At 44.4% G+C, this 17,813-nt stretch carries 14 protein-coding genes; 10 read left to right on the top strand and 4 right to left on the bottom strand.

Annotated features, from left to right (window positions below; genetic code table 11):
- Positions 1-203: 203 nt before the first annotated feature.
- A complete protein-coding gene (gene yjeH, locus BCT49_RS03430) occupies positions 204-1,469 on the top strand; it encodes an L-methionine/branched-chain amino acid transporter (protein WP_102434156.1) in 1,266 nt (421 codons plus the stop codon).
- Between the two features lie 33 nt (positions 1,470-1,502).
- On the opposite strand, the gene BCT49_RS03425 is transcribed toward yjeH, so the two are convergent.
- A complete protein-coding gene (locus BCT49_RS03425) occupies positions 1,503-2,963 on the bottom strand; it encodes a PLP-dependent aminotransferase family protein (protein WP_102434155.1) in 1,461 nt (486 codons plus the stop codon).
- 90 nt (positions 2,964-3,053) lie between these two features.
- On the opposite strand from BCT49_RS03425, the gene BCT49_RS03420 reads away from it, so the two are divergent.
- Positions 3,054-3,713, top strand: a complete 660-nt coding sequence (locus BCT49_RS03420) for a pyridoxamine 5'-phosphate oxidase family protein (RefSeq protein WP_102434154.1) — start codon at positions 3,054-3,056, stop codon at positions 3,711-3,713.
- Between the two features lie 70 nt (positions 3,714-3,783).
- Positions 3,784-4,686: an urea transporter gene (locus BCT49_RS03415; protein ID WP_102434153.1), complete on the top strand. Its 903-nt coding sequence runs from the start codon at positions 3,784-3,786 to the stop codon at positions 4,684-4,686.
- A 12-nt stretch (positions 4,687-4,698) separates the two neighbouring features.
- Here BCT49_RS03415 and BCT49_RS03410 read toward each other — a convergent pair whose 3' ends face one another.
- Positions 4,699-5,706, bottom strand: a complete 1,008-nt coding sequence (locus tag BCT49_RS03410; protein ID WP_102434152.1) for an AraC family transcriptional regulator — start codon at positions 5,704-5,706, stop codon at positions 4,699-4,701.
- A 134-nt stretch (positions 5,707-5,840) separates the two neighbouring features.
- On the opposite strand from BCT49_RS03410, the gene BCT49_RS03405 reads away from it, so the two are divergent.
- The 6 genes from BCT49_RS03405 to BCT49_RS03380 all read left to right on the top strand — a co-directional run bounded on the left by BCT49_RS03405 (position 5,841) and on the right by BCT49_RS03380 (position 12,811).
- The gene (locus tag BCT49_RS03405) at positions 5,841-6,233 is read left to right on the top strand and encodes an MFS transporter (protein WP_102434151.1); all 393 of its coding nucleotides are present in this window, start codon (positions 5,841-5,843) and stop codon (positions 6,231-6,233) included.
- The gene (locus BCT49_RS03400) at positions 6,227-7,450 is read left to right on the top strand and encodes an HlyD family secretion protein (RefSeq protein ID WP_102434150.1); all 1,224 of its coding nucleotides are present in this window, start codon (positions 6,227-6,229) and stop codon (positions 7,448-7,450) included. The genes BCT49_RS03405 and BCT49_RS03400 overlap by 7 nt, the downstream gene beginning before the upstream one ends.
- A gap of 742 nt (positions 7,451-8,192) precedes the next feature.
- Positions 8,193-9,431 (top strand): cytosine permease, encoded by a 1,239-nt coding sequence (gene codB, locus BCT49_RS03395; protein WP_076667865.1) that lies wholly within the window; start codon positions 8,193-8,195, stop codon positions 9,429-9,431.
- 9 nt (positions 9,432-9,440) lie between these two features.
- Positions 9,441-10,718: a cytosine deaminase gene (locus tag BCT49_RS03390; protein ID WP_065112724.1), complete on the top strand. Its 1,278-nt coding sequence runs from the start codon at positions 9,441-9,443 to the stop codon at positions 10,716-10,718.
- Positions 10,719-11,079: 361 nt separating this feature from the next.
- Complete coding sequence (gene cspE, locus BCT49_RS03385; RefSeq protein ID WP_004730009.1) at positions 11,080-11,292, top strand: transcription antiterminator/RNA stability regulator CspE; 213 nt, start codon at positions 11,080-11,082, stop codon at positions 11,290-11,292.
- A 502-nt stretch (positions 11,293-11,794) separates the two neighbouring features.
- Positions 11,795-12,811, top strand: a complete 1,017-nt coding sequence (locus BCT49_RS03380; RefSeq protein ID WP_102353660.1) for a GGDEF domain-containing protein — start codon at positions 11,795-11,797, stop codon at positions 12,809-12,811.
- Between the two features lie 234 nt (positions 12,812-13,045).
- Here BCT49_RS03380 and BCT49_RS03375 read toward each other — a convergent pair whose 3' ends face one another.
- Positions 13,046-13,648, bottom strand: coding sequence for a malate synthase (locus BCT49_RS03375; RefSeq protein ID WP_102434149.1), 603 nt, complete (start codon positions 13,646-13,648; stop codon positions 13,046-13,048).
- Positions 13,649-13,818: 170 nt separating this feature from the next.
- Between BCT49_RS03375 and BCT49_RS03370 the strand changes: the two genes are divergently transcribed.
- The gene (locus BCT49_RS03370) at positions 13,819-15,351 is read left to right on the top strand and encodes a DUF3612 domain-containing protein (protein ID WP_102434148.1); all 1,533 of its coding nucleotides are present in this window, start codon (positions 13,819-13,821) and stop codon (positions 15,349-15,351) included.
- Positions 15,352-16,032: 681 nt separating this feature from the next.
- Here BCT49_RS03370 and BCT49_RS03365 read toward each other — a convergent pair.
- Entirely contained in the window at positions 16,033-17,655 is a 1,623-nt protein-coding gene (locus BCT49_RS03365) for a DEAD/DEAH box helicase (protein WP_102434147.1), read from the bottom strand.
- Positions 17,656-17,813: the final 158 nt, after the last annotated feature.

Genomic DNA, 17,813 nt, shown 5'->3' with positions numbered 1-17,813 from the left:
CCCTGCTTATAACAGTCGACGTTTATAACAGCCGACACTTTCACGTTTTATCAGATTAATACCGTTAAATTGACGGCCGCTTAAGACGTTTCGCTAGCTGTATTATTGATGTCGACAATGTATGCTTTCAGTCTCAGTCTCAGTCTCAGTCTCACAAGACGGCACGATAAAACCGACAGCACAGCCAATAGCTAGGAGAGCGAATGTCACAACTCAAACAAGAAATCACGCTAATGTCCGGAATTGGACAACTCTCTACGACCTTGCTTGGTACTGGGCTCTTTATGATTCCCGCTATCGCTGCTGGCATCGCAGGGCAGTTGTCATTACTCGCGTGGTTAATCCTGTTTATCGCTATTTGCCCGATCGCCCTAACCTTTGCAGCATTAGGGAAACGCTATCCCAATGCAGGCGGCACTGCCTATTTTGTGCGCCAAGCGTTCAGCGAGCGATTAGAAACGAGCGTTGCTTGGTTGTTTGTTAGTGTTATTCCTGTCGGCATTCCCGCTGCGATTGCATTGGCAGGCGGCTTTGCTCAACAACTGTTACCCGCACCACTCGACACACCACTGGGTGCTCAATCCTTTACCGTCGCTCTGCTTATTGCCGTTAATTTGATGGGCAGTAAGTCTTCTGGTCGCTTACAAACCGTGATTGCCTTGTCGATCTTTGCCTTAGTCAGCGCTTTTGTTTGGAAGGCAGACATCACGGTAGCAGATGTCGCGATTCCAGCTATTTCATCCGATTCAATGTGGTCTATTGGCGCGGCACTCGCGGTCATGTTTTGGTGCTTTGTCGGGATAGAAGCCTTTGCTCACATGGGAGAAGAATTTAAGAATCCACAGCGTGACTTCCCAATCGCCATCATTGCAGGGTGTTTCGTCGCGGGCTTAGTGTACTGGGCTTGTTCGGTGGTTATTATCAAGCTAGGCGCTTATGGCTCACCAGAATTTGATGCTGCCTCTATTCCGTGGGTGACAGAACAACTGTTTGGTAATGGCTTCAAAACCGTCATCAGTGTACTTGGCTTCTTTGCTTGTTTTGCTAGCCTAAACCTTTATACCCAAAGCCTGTCTCGTATGATCTGGGCTCAAGCTCGCCAGCACACTCCTACCAGTAAAATGGCGCAGCTTAATAACCGTGGCGTACCACTTTATCCAACCTTAGCTATTGGCTTTATCGCGCTTATCTCGTGTGTGATTGGTGAACTGTCGGATTTGGATCTCGAGTTCTTCCTTAAACTCGCCAATGGTATTTTTGTTTTGGTTTATCTGCTTGCAATGTTAGCAGCCTGCCGATTACTGACTGGCGCATCCAGATACACAGCCATGATCTCATTGGTCATCTGTACGCTAGTGTTTATCTGCCTAAGTTGGTCGATGCTTTATGCTGTGACTGTTTTTGTGACATTGTCACTCCCTTGGCGTAAATGGTTAGGTAAACCCACCGTTTCTATCGACAAGTTGTAGCTTGTCGATAAATTATAAATAGCATCACTGCAGCTATTGATAAAAAAGCCGAGCGATCTGTTTGATCTTCGGCTTTATCTCGGCCAATCGGATATTACCAAATCCGAGTATCACGCCATTCCAATCACGAACATTGGTTGATCCATATTCGTAGAAATCAAAAGGTCTGATTACGATATTTTCCAGCTCAGCCCGTCGGCTCCACTCATGTTCAGATATCCCTTGATACCACTTCACCGTTACATGTAATCCTGCGGCTTGGCTGATCACTTCAAGATCTCCGTTAAACTCGCTTTCAATAGCGTCAATCATCGCTTCATATTTGAGCTTATATGAACGACGCATCTTTCTGATATGTCGTAGCAAGTCACCTTCATGGACGAAATCAGCGAGCGCTTCTTGTGTATGTACAGCCGTGTCTCCGGTAAGCGCGTCTTTAATCTCGAGACACCTCGCTACCAAATGTTCAGGCACGACCAAGTATCCCAAGCGCAATCCGTTGAACATGACTTTACTCAATGAGCCGACATAGATAATTCGGTCGTCAAAACCTAGCTTACCCGCCAATCCTTGCATGCTTGTATAAGGACGATGAGCAAATTGAAATTCACTGTCGTAGTCATCCTCAATGATCCAAGACTGATTTTTGTTGGCCCAATCAATCAGTCTCAGGCGCTGCTCGGTATTAAGTGTTGTCCCCATTGGGTATTGATTGCTTGGGGTCACATACAAAGCCTTAGCATCACTGGCTAAAATCTTATCAATGTCGAGACCCACTTTTTCACGCACACTGACACCATCAAGATCGAGCTTTAGCATATCGACAATTTTATGGACCTGTCGATAACCAGGCTCCTCCATCAGAATTTGGTCGCCCATCGCCAACGTTGCCATTAAGCCAATTGAGATTGCTTGCTGTGCGCCTGCCGTGATGATGATTCTGTCTGCATGACACCGAACTGAACGGCTGCTCGCGAGGTAACCGCTTAGTGCTTCTCTTAAGGCAAAGCTGCCTTGAACGTCTTGATTACCTGCGATGTTCTGACGCGTTCCGTGTCGCTGCAGCAGTCTCTGCCACTTAGCAAAAGGGAATGCATCCAGATCAGGGACGCCCGGAGCAAAACTTCGGTTGATATCATTGGGTGTCACTCGCGCACTAATTGATGTATCAACCTCTGCACTCACATCATGTGAACTCTGAATACTGCTCGATTGAGATAAACTCAAGAAGTGTTCAGGCTGTTCAACCGACACATAAAAGCCTGAACCTTGCTTGCTCTCGATATAGCCTTCGGTGACTAGTTGTTCATACGCGTAAATCACCGTATTTCGGCTTACTGACAATTCCACAGCCAACTTGCGCGTTGAAGGTAACTTACTGCCTTTGCTCCATAAATCTTGGACAATCTTTTCTCTGATCGCATGAAACAAGGCGGTTTGACGTGTGTCGTGTTGATCGTCTAGCTGTAGGTCACCGACATCAATAGGCTGCATAACTGGATCCAAATAGTGTTTAAAAGTGGCTCTATTTAATAGACCAGTTAATCGCTACATTGTTCAAAAGGCAATGATTAAGGAGCGATTATGTTATCTAACACGAAAAGAACCACGATTAAGAAAGGGGCTCACAAGGCCGAATTTGAACCAGAAAAACTGCATCAAATCATTGATGAAAGCTTAATCGCGCACATTGCACTAGAAGGTGAGCAAGGGCCGATGGTTATCCCAATGCTCGCATGGCGAGTGGATGACATGGTCTATATCCATGGCGCTAAAAACAGTCGTCTTCTGAAAGGCTTGAAAAAGGGCAACCCTACCTGCCTAACATTTACTTTGTTTGATGGCTGGGTGTTAGCACGTTCTGCTTTTCATCACAGTGCTCATTACCGTTCAGCGGTGGTGTTCGGGTCTTTCTCTGTGATTGATGATAACCAAGAAAAAGATCGCTTATTGAACATCTTCATTGAGCAAATAGCACCGGGGAGAACCGATGAAGTCAGGCTCAGTAACGAGAAGGAGCTGACCGCGACTGAGCTATTAGCGATACCGTTAACCGAAGCGTCTGTGAAAATAGGGAAACATGGTGTGAATGATGATAAAGCCGATATGGATACCCCCGTTTGGGCAGGCGTATTACCTTATCGCATCGTTGTTGGACCATTAGAGACGGTTCCTGAACAAGAAGGCCTTGTCGATAAGCCGGATTACCAAGCAGCCTATGGTGAACGTTGGTATCAGAATTAGTATTCTATAATGGTCAACGCGATAAAATTGTATACAATCTGACTTATCAAAAATTTAACATAGTCAAAACATGCAGAAGAATAAGGACAATCTCCCACTTCAAGGCTTGCTCAATGGTATTGGGCAAGTCTATTTCACGTCATCTGTCGTGACTTCCCTTCTGCTATTGCTCGCCATTTCAATTGAGTCACTGCCACTGGCTTTTCTTACCTTATTCGGTGCGAGTTGCAGTTACGGTTTTGCCCTGTATACCAATAAGCCGTCTCAAGATATTGATAATGGCATGTATGGGTTAAATGGCGCGCTGATTGCTTTGTTTATCGGGAATTTCTTTGATGTGAATGCGTGGCTTATTTTAGTGGTCGCTCTCGGTTCGCTGATTACCGTACCTATCGCCAAGGTCGTGTTTAGCTTTAAAAAGTATCGCGGTTACACAAGTGCCTTTATTGTCACCTCTTGGTCTATCTACATGATTCAATCAGGCCTGAACCTCCCTTTTTTCACACCCTCAAACACTACGTCACAGTCGACGGCGCTTTTGGCATTCAACGATTGGTTGAACCTACCAAGTATGGCGATAACGTTATTAAAAGGCATTAGCCAAGTCAGCTTCATCAACAATGAGGTATCAGGGTTGGTTATCTTGGCCGCGATTGCGTTCAACAATATCAAGCACGCGCTATGGGTCGTGCTTGCGGTGGCCATCAGCACAGCTTTCAGCTATTTAATCGGAGTGTCCGACGAACTGATCCAACAAGGCCTTTATGGCTACAATGCAGTGCTTGCGACCTTAGCGCTTGTGCTTTATCAACGTATCCCTTGGCCGCTCATTGTCCTATCTATGTTACTAAGCTGCTTGGTCACTTTGGGCTTTCACACCTTGGCACTACTTCCACTAACAGCACCTTTCATACTGAGTACTTGGACTGCGGTTTACTTATCAGGCTTATTGCAGAAACGAAGCTTGGCTTAAAAGAAAGCAAACTTATAGATCCGTCCAAAATCGCTCAACATATTGCTTAGGCGTTAAGCCACGGTGCTTTTTAAACATTCGATTAAAGCTTGCCACATTGGTGTAGCCTAAACGTTTCGCGACCTCTTCGACCGGGAGTTTATAGCTCAACAATTCCACTGCGACATTGCTCAATGCATAACCCATGATGGTGGAAAAGTTGACGCCCAACTTATGCAAACGGCGTTGAAACTGTTGCTCAGAAAGCCCTAATAAACTAGAAACCTTGTGAAGGGTTGGTAAACCAAAGTGGCGACTGTAATTGATCATCTCATAGGTGACCTTATGTTCATCACCAGCATCTGGCATGTTGAGATAATTGTCTAAATCGTGGAAATTCATCGCCAAGCTCATTTTACCTGCCGCCGGAGACTGATTAATAGATAGCCTCAATTTGCTTGGAATCCAAACCTCTGTGCGTGGTTGTCCCCATTGGATATTGCACCCAAAGTACTCTTGGTAAAGCTCTGTATTCTCACGATACCCAGCAATGGATACAGCTGCTGGTTTGAAGTCAGGCCCTAAATAACGCCTTAGGATCTTCATCATAAAAATCGCGATACGCACCGAGTCGTGTACCTTACCCGCCTCAGAATACTCAGGGTTGTCATAACACCATTTAATGAGTGTCCCAACTTGCGCGCCATATAAGAAAGCCCCCGACTGTAAACAGTGCAACCCAATATTGACTCGACGAATCGCCGACGCGAGATCGTGACCCGAGAAAAACCAGTTAGCAAGTGGCCCTAACTTTTCAATATCCACCCTATCTGCCAGCTTCAAAATAATGTCGGGATCGCGGGTTTTCTGTTCGAGTAAGCCATACCATTGATCCACTTCATTCACTGGAATCAGGTTCATCGCGTTAGCAAATACTGACTTGGGAATACCCAAAGAGTCCATATCTAAGTCACGATTGGCCGCTGCATACTGATATACACCTAAAATTCCTAATGCTCTTAGGAAGTTACAATTGTTCATTTGCTACTAAGCCCCGAATTCCAAATTACAGATCAAATCATATAAAGCTCATTATTAAAGTAATTAGTAAATTTTCAACCTATAAATCTGATATCCATCACACTCGGTGCTCAAATTTAACCTAGGGTTTATCAATGAGTTTACTTAGTGTCCCATTTGTCGGAACAGGCGCAGATACTGCACTGCATGTAGTGGCTGGCGTTGTGTTGGTCGCGACAATCGCAGCAGCATGTTACGGCTTTTGGCGTGTGCATGAATTACCAATCAATAAAGCTCACAGTAAAGAGCATCACCAGCTCGGTTTAATTACCGCATTAACGTGGATTGGCTTCATATGGCACTGGGTATGGGTACTCGCAGTAATCGTGTCGTTTGTTGATATGGAAAAAGCCATTATCAACCTTAGGGATACATGGCGTGCGCCAAGCAACACCAGCACAGATAGTACGAGTAATGACAATGCGAATGCTGTCGACAACGTAAACAGCACCCAATCGGTTGATAATAAGGAGAACCCAGCATGTTAGAAGGTTTGGCTGTATGGGCACTCTTTATTTATTTGCTGCGCTTAGTGGGCATGCCGTGGAACAAAGGTACTAAGGCGTTTGCTTACTTAGGTGGTACTTCTTGGCTACTATTCGTCTGGGTTGGATTGGTCAACTTTACCCCAATGGATCTGTCTGGCGGGTCGGTTGTTCAGTCTCCGCATATTCAGCTGCGCCCAGACTCAACATCGGTCACTGGCAAAACCACCAAGGTTTACATCAGTCCAAACCAAGATGTGACGAAAGGTGAGCTGATCTACGAGATTGATGACACCAAATATGTCATCGCGAGAGACAAAGCGAGCGTTCAACTTGAATCGGCTCATGTTGCCTTAGATACCGCTCGCCAAGAAGTCAGCATCGCAAGGGTCAGCCATCAGTCTGCGCTTGAAGACATTAAAGCGTCTATCGCACAAATTGAATCAGCAAAAACAGACTTAGTCCTTCAATCGAAGACACTCTCTCGCTACCAACGACAAAACAATGTTGTTGAACATACGATTACAGAGACTGACATAGACCAACAAACGGCAAAGGTAGATTTAGCGACGCATAATGTCACGACGTTAGAATCTCAACTGAGTAAGAAAGAAGTCGATGCCGAGAATGCGAAGTTAAACATTCACAAAGCAGAAACGAACGTCAGTAAAAAGCAAACTGAAGTCGACTCTGCAAAGGCAACCTTAGCCCAAGCGCAATGGGACCTTAACAGCACCAAAGTCACCGCCCCAACAGATGGCTTTGTGACTAACTTTATTCTTCGTGAGGGACAACGAGTCTCAATGATGCCTCGTATCCAAATGTATACCGAAGAGAAATACGTACTGATGCGAGTCAATCACCAAGCGATCCGTAACGTAAAAGTGGGTCAGCCTGCTGAGTTTGCAACACCGGTTTATCCAGGGAAGGTTTTCTCTGCGACCGTTGAAGGTATTGTCGAAGCGACAGGTGAAGCACAAGCCAGTTTGCTTGGTATTGATGAACAGGTTCGCGTCACAACCGGACGGAACCTTCAAAACAAACACCACTTCGTGAGACTGAAGATCGAAGAAACAGAAGGCTATGATATCCCAGTAGGCTCAGTTGGACTGGCATGGGTGAGCGGCGAGAAGCCAATCAGCTTTATGGCATTCTTAGATGTTATCCGTGGAATCATTATCAGAATGAAGTCGCAACTGTACTTCTTCTATTCGATATAACACGACTTCAATAAATTAAAACTAATCGTAAGCCCACATAGACTGATGTCATGTGGGCTTTTTGATTTAGTGCTTACCTTAGTTTTAGTACCTGTCTTGGTTTTAGTATCACGCTGGCTTCTTGTCTTTATCGCTTACTGACAACACTTGGAAATGCTTAAATTCCCTTACTGATAAAATGTAAAATTGGTTGCAGAGCATCAACAATTCGCAAATTGCATTTCCATAATGCAAAAACATACTTCAAATACGCACCAAATTGCTGTAAAACAGCCCAATTCGTAGATTTAAAAGTTGGCACGCTATCTGCATTGTATATATTGACCCTTCTTAAGCCGAGGGTCACCTAGCCAACTGACGTTGTTAGTGAACCTTTCTTGTTCACGATATATATAGGCCAATTGCGGATATTGCGATTGGCCATTTTTTTGCCTGCAATTTAAGAAACATCGTCCATCCAATATACAGACACCCATTCAAACCCATAATCGTTAGCATTCATAGTGAAGCTCAATCCTGACTCATCATCTGCGCCATAGAAAACGTTTTCTAATTATTTTTAAAAAATAAATATGAAAAGTAACCTCATGTTTTAAATATCTATTTTCAACAAAGCTGTCTTAATGGCGGACTTACTGACAAAACTAGCATTGACTATGTGATTTATATCACCATAATGCGCTCGTTTGCCTGCAATACGGCGACCGTTATTTTTAATTTTGATCAATTGCGGAGGTAAAAAATGGCTGCGGATAATAACTACAGTCTTGGGCCGGTTCCAACATCGGCTAGGAAAGGAGTTGCTTCACTCACCATGGTAATGCTTGGACTCACTTTCTTCTCTGCAAGTATGTGGACAGGTGGTTCACTCGGGACAGGTCTTTCTTTCAACGATTTCTTCCTCGCCGTTCTCATCGGTAACCTAATTCTTGGTATTTACACTTCTTTTCTTGGCTACATCGGCTCATCTACTGGCCTCTCTACTCACCTCCTTGCTCGTTTCTCTTTCGGTACTAAAGGCTCATGGCTTCCTTCTGCTCTACTTGGTGGTACACAAGTCGGTTGGTTTGGCGTAGGTGTAGCGATGTTCGCAATTCCAGTACAGAAAGCCACGGGCATTGATACCAACACCTTGATTGTTGTATCAGGCTTGTTGATGACAGGTACGGTGTACTTCGGTATTAAAGCGCTGATGGTGCTTTCAGCGGTTGCCGTTCCTGCGATTGCAATTCTGGGTGGTTACTCAGTATTGACTGCGGTAGACAGTGTTGGCGGGCTAGAACAGCTCCAACTCATCGAGCCGGAAACACCAATGGACTTCTCAATGGCGCTTGCAATGGTTGTTGGTTCGTTCGTGAGTGCGGGTACGTTGACTGCTGATTTCGTTCGCTTTGGTAAAAAGCCAGCGAGCGCCGTGTTAATTACAATGGTCGCATTCTTCATCGGTAACTCACTGATGTTTATCTTTGGCGCGGCAGGTGCAGCAGCGACGGGTCTCTCTGACATTTCAGACGTGATGATCGCACAAGGCCTTCTACTTCCTGCCATCATCGTTCTAGGCTTGAACATCTGGACAACCAATGAAAACGCACTTTATGCGTCAGGTCTTGGTTTATCCAACATCACTGGTCGCTCAAGTACTACAATGTCTATCATTAACGGTATCGTAGGTACGATTTTCGCGCTTTGGTTGTACAACAACTTCGTCGGTTGGTTAACCTTCCTTTCGCTGGCAATTCCACCAATTGGTGGCGTAATCATCGCCGACTTCTTTGCGAACCGTAAACGTTACAAAGATTTTGCAAAAGCAGAGTTCCAAACCGTTAACTGGGCTGGCATTATCGCGGTAGCAACAGGCGTAGCCGCTGGTCACTTCCTTCCTGGCATCGTTCCTTTGAACGCCGTGTTTGGTGGTGCGATCAGTTACCTCGTGCTTAACCCTCTATTGAATAAAAACGCTCTGAAATCTCAGGCCGCTTAAGGACACACTATGACAACCTTATTAATCAAGAACGCGAAGCTTCAAGACCAAGATGGCTTGAAACAAATCCTGATTGAAAATGGTCAATTTTCTCGCATTCTCGATAATGACGCGCCAATCAATCACCAAGGTGAGATCCTTGATGCTGAAGGTGGCATTGCAGTTTCTCCTTTCTGTGAACCGCATATTCACCTAGATACTACGCAAACGGCTGGAGAACCTAACTGGAACATCTCTGGTACTTTGTTTGAAGGCATTGAGCGTTGGGCTGAGCGTAAAGAATTGTTATCAATCGAAGACGTAAAGTCTCGTGCGAAACAAACACTGAAATGGCAGATTGCTAACGGTGTTCAACACGTGCGTACTCACGTTGATGTATCTGATCCAACGTTAGTTGCATTACGAGCGATGGTTGAAGTTCGTGAAGAGATGAAAGAGTGGGTCGACATCCAGATCGTTGCATTCCCTCAGGAAGGCATTCTTTCATACCCTAACGGCAAAGAATTGCTTGAAGAAGCTGTGAAGATCGGTGCTGACGTTATTGGTGCTATCCCTCACTTCGAATTCACTCGTGAATACGGTATTGAATCTCTGCACTATGCGTTCGAGCTTGCTCGCAAGTACGACTGCCTGATCGACGTTCACTGTGATGAAATCGATGACGAGCAATCTCGCTTTGTTGAAACACTGGCGGCCCTTGCTCATAAATTCGACATGGGTGAAAAAGTAACAGCAAGCCACACAACGGCGATGGGTTCTTACAATGGTGCTTACGCATCTCGCCTATTCCGCTTGCTAAAAATGTCGGGCATTAACTTTGTCGCAAACCCGTTAGTAAACATTCACTTACAAGGCCGTTTCGATGACTACCCGAAACGTCGTGGCGTGACTCGTGTTAAAGAGATGCTAGCGGCTAATATCAATGTTTGTTTCGGCCATGATGATGTGTTTGACCCATGGTACCCACTGGGTACAGCGAATATGCTGCAAGTTCTGCACATGGGACTGCACGTTACACAAGTTATGGGCTACGACCAAATCAACACCTCACTTGATTTGATCAGCAAGAACTCAGCTCGAACTCTGAACATTCAAGACAACTACGGTATTGAAGAAGGTAAGCCTGGTAGCCTACTGATATTGCCTGCAGACAATGGTTTTGATGCTGTTCGTCGCCAAGTACCCGTTCAATACTCGGTACGACACGGTAAGGTGATCGCTGAAACGCAACCTGCGAAAACAAAAATTAACTTAGATCAGACAGAAGATATCAACTTCAAGCGTTAATATCGTCTATACTGATGAAGAAAAGGAAGCTACAGGCTTCCTTTTTACTTTGACATGGCGTGTGATTTTATAAAACTATCAGCTATTAAGGCTGGTTTTGTTAACGAGCACAACATGACAAAAAAACTCGCTGATTTCTCAATCAATGAGTGTACAACCCGAAAGACTGTGTTAACATGCACTCGCTCTGTTAGCCGGAGTTATTTAAGTTAGATAAATAGTAAAAAATGACATGTAAAATCGTTACCCGTTTTTGTAAGTAGTTTTTCCTTATTTCTTAGCAATATTAAATAATTCAATTATCAGCGCATTGCAGTAATGCAATCAACAATTTAGAAAATTTATGAATAAGGGACAAATTATGTCTAACACAAATACTGGCACTGTAAAATGGTTTAACGAAGAGAAAGGTTTCGGTTTCATTTCTCAAGACAACGGCGGTGCTGACGTATTCGTTCACTTCCGTGCAATCGCTTCAGAAGGTTTCAAAACTCTGAAAGAAGGCCAAAAGGTTTCTTTCGAAGTTGAAAACGGTCAAAAAGGCCTACAAGCAGCAAACGTTGTTGCTCAATAATTAGCTTTTAGCTAAAAAGAATTTTAAAGCGCTGATTTTTATCGGCGCTTTTTTATGCCTGAAACTTTTTATACCTGAAATAAAGCTTCTACCCCGTTATCATCGCCCCCGAACTGCGTCATATTACCTACTTTTCAACTAACCTTTTCCCCGACTCTCTCAACTCAACTATCAAAGCTCATCTTCTATTGATTCTTAAAGCACCGAGAAGACAGCTAATCAATCTATCAAAAACATAGCGATTCTTCGTGGCCGTTGCCAATTTTATGCTGACCCATCACCAATCGACTTGGTGAAACTCAAAAACTGGCCTTCTCCTCTTTGGTCAAAGAACACTCTATTTAATGTTCGATATAAATATGCAATCGATGTCCATAATAAAAATGATTGATTTATCCAACCCTTATCCATTAATTATATAATTTTTAAAGCAAATACATGTAAAATCCGCTAACCTTGTTCGCAAGTGGCTTTAGTTGGTTTGGTATCTGTAGTAAAAATAATGAACAAAGATGAATTTCAGAAATCCACCGCTAATTTGAAAAAAGCGGTGCCTCTTATGATGAAGAATAGAGTGTCGACAACACCTGCAAATTACGCACTTTGGTACACCTATGTCGACAACGCTATCCCGCAGCTCACTAAAGATATGGATGGTGTGTTAGAACACTATGGTATCTGCCCTCCTGCGGTAGGTGAACAGCTCTACAACAACTACGTTGCAAGCAAATCCGAAACCAATATCAATGACTTACGAGCAAACCTAGAACTGTTAGTTTCTGAGGTTTCTAACTCGATGAACGATACTCTCACCGACACTTCAGCTTTCTCTGAGATGATCGACAAGAGCTTCGAAGACTTATCTCGTGTCGACAATGAAAGTTTGTCTATCGATGAAGTGATGTCGTTGGTTCGTCAGCTGGTTTCTGAATCTCGCAACATTCGACACTCGACTCAGTTCTTAAGCTCTCAACTGAACTCTGCTACGTCAGAAATCAGCAAGCTCAAGACACAGCTTGTCGAAGTACAGAAAGACGCACTATTCGATAGCACGACCACACTTTACAATCGACGCTCTCTGGACCGCGATTTGGAAACATTGTGCGAAGCCAAGCAGTCGTTATGTCTGATTCTTCTCGATATCGATCATTTTAAAAACTTCAACGACACCTATGGCCACTTATTTGGAGATATGGTTCTTAAAGGCATTGCGCGTAAGTTAAAACAAATGTGCCGCGAAGGTATTTCTGCTTACCGATTTGGTGGCGAAGAGTTCGCTCTCATCGTTCCAAACAAGTCATTACGCATTGCACGTCAACTTGCTGATACCAATAGACGATCTCTGGAAAAACTGTCGATCAAAGATCGCCGAAGCGGACAACAGGTCGGTAGCATCACCGCATCATTTGGCGTTGCAGAGCTTGAACCTGGTGAATCAGCGGAATCCCTGATCGAGCGTGCTGATAAGCTACTTTACGAAGCGAAATCGCTAGGCCGAAATAGAGTCATGCCACTGTAGTTTGCAATTATCTAAACAGATTACTGTGAAACGGCCAGCTTGCTAAACACCGATCTCTAGGCACTAGGCACTAGGCATTAAAATAGACTCGCAGTTAACATCGAAAAGCAAAAAGCCCCAATCAATAACCAGTAGGTTAATCATTGGGGCTTTGTCGTTTATGGTCAGTGTTTGATGTTAAAAACAACCAAAATGGCTAACTCATGACTCAGCATCTTTCATGAGTACGAAAGGCTAAAGTGCGTAGCAGTAATTAAGACAGTAATCCTCACCGCTCTTCGCTCTGAACTCTTTGTCTTCACTGCATGCTTTTGGTTTACCCTTCTCATCACCTTGAACTAGGCTGATCCAGTGACGTATTGCTGTCGTGATTCCTTCACGCTCAGTATTCGTTTGTACCGCTTCCATTGGTGACTGGCCAAAAGTAGTACACGACTCTAACTGAATATCATCGATATCGACCAATTCAATGCAACCTGTCCCTTTGTGACAGCCAAACATCACTTCTAAATGGCTTCCACTGCTGTCTCGGAACAAGATTGAGTCTGGGTCACATTTCTCACCCATGTAAGCTACAAACTGCTTAGGATGCTTTAGGCCGCTGTGTTGGCCATCTTTGAAGTAAGCCATGATATGGCGGTAGTCAACTACGTAGCTCGTTACATCTTGATGTGAGCCATTCTCTAGTGGGAACAATCGGTCTAGCAGTTGCTTCGCTTTGAGTTGCTTCTCAGTTTGCTCTTTGGCACTGATAGTCTCCACGGCAAAGACAGCTTCAGCGATAAATGGTTTTGTTTGTTTTTGGATTTCTGTTTTATCGAATGTAAGCATATTCATAGTCTTTCCCTCTTGACTAACCCGGTGAACATTCACCGATTTTTAAAGCAAAAATGTGTCCTAGATCAATTATTCCAAACTAACGTTTAATTTATTTGTCATTTTGTGAATTGCTTAGTTTGTAGATTAGCGCTTTTTTACATACAATTTCACAACAAAAATTTTACAATGTGAATTTTACAAATATGGCCTTGTCAAAAAGTTTAGTTCGTCAGTCACATTTCCTAGGTACTAAGATCCGTAACCTGAGGAAGCGTAACCATTTAACCATGGAAGATCTGTCTGCGCGTTGTATTCGAATCAACCCAGAGTACGCACCTTCCGTTTCTTACCTTTCAATGATTGAACGTGGAAAGCGGGTTCCAAGCATCGATATGCTGGAAGTCATTGCGCAGGTCTTTCAGAAGAACCCCACGTGGTTTCTCGACGATGAATCAGAACAACAAGCCATTGCACCTGCCAAAGGGAATCGTGGTGGGATAAGTGGCATGGCACTCGAGCCGAGCTTTCTTTTCTCTAACGACATCCTGCAAATTGCGATACCAGAGATGTTGTCGCAAACCGGTATCTCTGGTCGTCAGTTCGCCCACCTCTTGATTCGAGCTCACCAAGAAAGCAATCAAAACCACTTCCCTGATCTAGAACGAGCAGCAGAAGAAGTTGGTTTGAAACGCCTTAACCTTGGCGTCGAAGACCTTATCGACATCGCGAGAAACTTAGGCATTCAAATCCGCTGGGTAACACGCACGCCTCAAGACGTGGTGGATGAGCTCGGAATCAATGCCAAGCAATTGGTGACTTCGTTCTTTGAACCACCCGGTACGATTTTCTTGAACGAAATCCTCAAAGAGTACCCGACTCGATTGAAATACGATTTGTCGGTTTATATCGGCCATTGCATTTTGCACAGTAAGGAAGGGCTTAAGAGTGTGTTGTCGGTTGGGAACAACAACACTTGGGACGATAACCAAATATCGGGATCTTCTCAGCTGAATTCTCAAGACATTCTTCAAGCATGGCGAGACTTCGAATCCAGCTTCTTTGCTGGCGCATTACTGTGTCCAAAAGTTCCGTTTAGACAGCTGCTTGATCGTACTGGTTATGAAATCGACGTTCACAAAAGAGCGGGGGTTTCCCCCTCTGTTGCGATGCGCCGAATGACGGTAGTATCGCCCTACCCTCACTGGCACTACTTTGATGCTTATGGGCCGGGGAAGCTCAAGGCGGTATACCGCGGGAACGGGATTCCACTGCCTTGGGGGAATATGAGAACGGTCGCCGACCCATGTCAACATTGGGCTGTGTTCCGTCGATTATCAGAGCCTCGAGCGGGTAGCTCAGCTCAAATCTCCATTTTAAATGTGGGAGATGAGCCAAGAATCTACTGCTGTGAATCCATCAATATGACGGATCCTGCGGGTAACAATCGTGTGTTGTGTGCTGGTATAGACTTAAACCCGGCGATTGATGCTCAAGGTGGTAATTCAAGAGACATCGCAGAGCAGCTTAAGGCTTCTTGCGTCAGCAATGGCGGCTCGGTAGCAATACCACGTAACATCAAGAAAGATCTCACGACAGTAGCCAAGATTCTAAATATAAATTGGATTGAACGCGGGATCGAAACAGAGGCGAGGCTTATCTGCTCCAGAGGGGGAGAATGTCCACGCCAACCAAGCTGCTATTCAAAGTGTGGTGAGGATTAGCGACCTTTTAGCGACTCTAATGCAACAAAGCAACAACACGCTCTCAAATAAGAACACGCTCTCGAATAAAAACATAGTAAATTCGTTTGCTATGTTCGATTCACGAGCTTAGTAAAAATAACCAATAGAACTCAAAATTCAGGCAAAAAAAAACCAATCACAATAAAGGTGATTGGTCATATATTTTGTGTGAACAATATGGGTTCACTAACAACGTCAGTTGGCTAGGTGACCCTCGGCTTAAGAAGGGTCACCATTACTAATGCAGCATGCGTGCCAACTTTTCACCTACGTATTTACTACGCATCTGGACACGTATTAGACACGAATTGCTGTTTATTTTGCAAAGTGAAATTGCAAATTGCAAAATAAAACAAAAACGCTAGTGATTATGTTGTTATTAAATAAAGATTAACGTTCGATTAATCCTCTAAGAGCCTATCATCTCCCATTTACTCAGCCTATTTTCAACCTAACAACCCATAACATTGCTATATAGCACGTATAAAAAAACGCGAACATTGAGTATCAACATTCGCGTTTCATTGGATTCGATTCAAAGCTTCTAACGTATAGCTGCTAGTTTCTAACGTATATCTCTTAGTCTCTAACTGCTCATTGCAGAAGGTGGCTTTCTCAAAAAGCGACCTTCGCAGTAATCAACTTCAACCGAACTTGTCTTTACTTTTGAGCTGCAGGCTTAGAACGATTTCTAGATGGCTTGCTACCAGACGGTTTGTTCGTCGAAGGTTTATTGCTAGAAGGCTTGTTAGACGCTGATTGGTTTGATGAACGGCCAGGGCCGTAGCTACCACCGTAACCTGATTTCTTAGGCTTACCAGCACCGTTTTGACCGCCTGAATTGGTGTTCTTCTCAGCACCTCCAGCAGCATTACCGCGCTTGTAGTTGCTACCATTGTTTCTTACAGACTTATCATCACCAGCAACTGCAGAGTTACTGTCAGAGCCTTTGTTACCTGAGTTAGGCTTGCTCGCATTTGGCTTACGCTTAGGAGCAGAACCTGAACCAGAAACATGACGCTTGTTCTTGCCAGCTGGTTTGTGCCCGCGAGCATTCTCACCAGAACGTTGACCATCAGAGTGTTCACGTGTCTTTTTCGGCTTCTTAGGCTTAATCGGACGCGAATCCAAACGAGATTCAGGCAGTTTGTTTACAGGTGCAAAACCTTCAAGTTCACGGCGCTCAAGCACTTGCTGAATAAGGCGCTCGATACCAAACAGTTCACCCACTTCGTCAGCACAAACCAATGAAATTGCTTTACCCACTTCACCAGCACGGCCAGTACGACCAATACGGTGAACGTAATCTTCTGATACGTTTGGAAGGTCGAAATTCACTACTTGAGGCAGTTGCGGAATATCGATACCACGAGCTGCAATATCTGTTGCTACTAATACTCGTACTTTACCCGTTTTGAAGTTCTCTAGGGCTTTAGTACGCGCGCCTTGGCTCTTGTTACCATGAATAGGTGCCGCAGAGATGCCTTGCTCGTCAAGGAAGTGAGAAAGCTTGTTCGCACCATGTTTCGTTTTGCTGAACACGAGCACTTGTCGCCAATCATTATCTTTGATCAGCTTCGCTAACATTGCGCTTTTTTTCTTTTTATCTACTGGATAAATGCTTTGTTCAACAGTTGGTGCCGTTGAGTTTGCAGGGCTTACCGAGATTTCAACTGGGTTGTTTACTAAGCCTTTAGCCAAGCCACGAATATCATCAGAGAACGTTGCTGAGAACAGTAGGTTCTGACGTTTCTTAGGCAAGAAAGCCAAGATCTTACGGATATCGCGAATGAAACCCATGTCTAGCATACGGTCGGCTTCATCTAACACTAGGATCTCTAGCTGATCAAAACGCACTGCGTTTTGGTTGTATAGATCAAGCAGACGACCCGGCGTTGCCACCAGCACATCACTGCCTTTACGCAGTTTTTGCATCTGAGGATTAATTTTCACGCCACCAAACACAACCGTAGAAGTCAGAGGTAGATTGATACCGTACTTAACCACACTGCCATTTACCTGCGCAGCAAGCTCACGAGTCGGTGTTAGCACTAACGCACGAACTTGGTTCTGACGTACGCGAGGGCCTTTTGATAACATTTCAAGAATAGGTAGCGTGAAGCCAGCAGTTTTACCTGTACCTGTTTGAGCAGCGGCCATTACATCTTTGCCCGTTAGGACAGCTGGTACGGCTTTCTCTTGGATTGGTGATGGCTTATCGTAACCTTGTGCTTCAATAGCTTTAAGGATCGGTTCAGAAAGGCCCAGGGAGGTAAAACTCATAGATTATTTTCTCAGTTGAATAACATTTAGTATGAGCAACACCCCATGAAGACGTATTGCTACAGCTTTTGCTTATCAATTAGATTGATACGAAGCAAAGCGCGGTATTCTGAGGCTTTTCCCCACATTCAGCAACTAAATTCTAATCGTAGCTCAAA

The sequence above is a fragment of the Vibrio lentus genome (genome assembly GCF_002875945.1).
GTDB lineage: Bacteria > Pseudomonadota > Gammaproteobacteria > Enterobacterales > Vibrionaceae > Vibrio > Vibrio apostichopi.
Note: the sequence above shows the minus strand (reverse complement) of the source record. Positions and strands in the feature narration are given on the sequence as shown.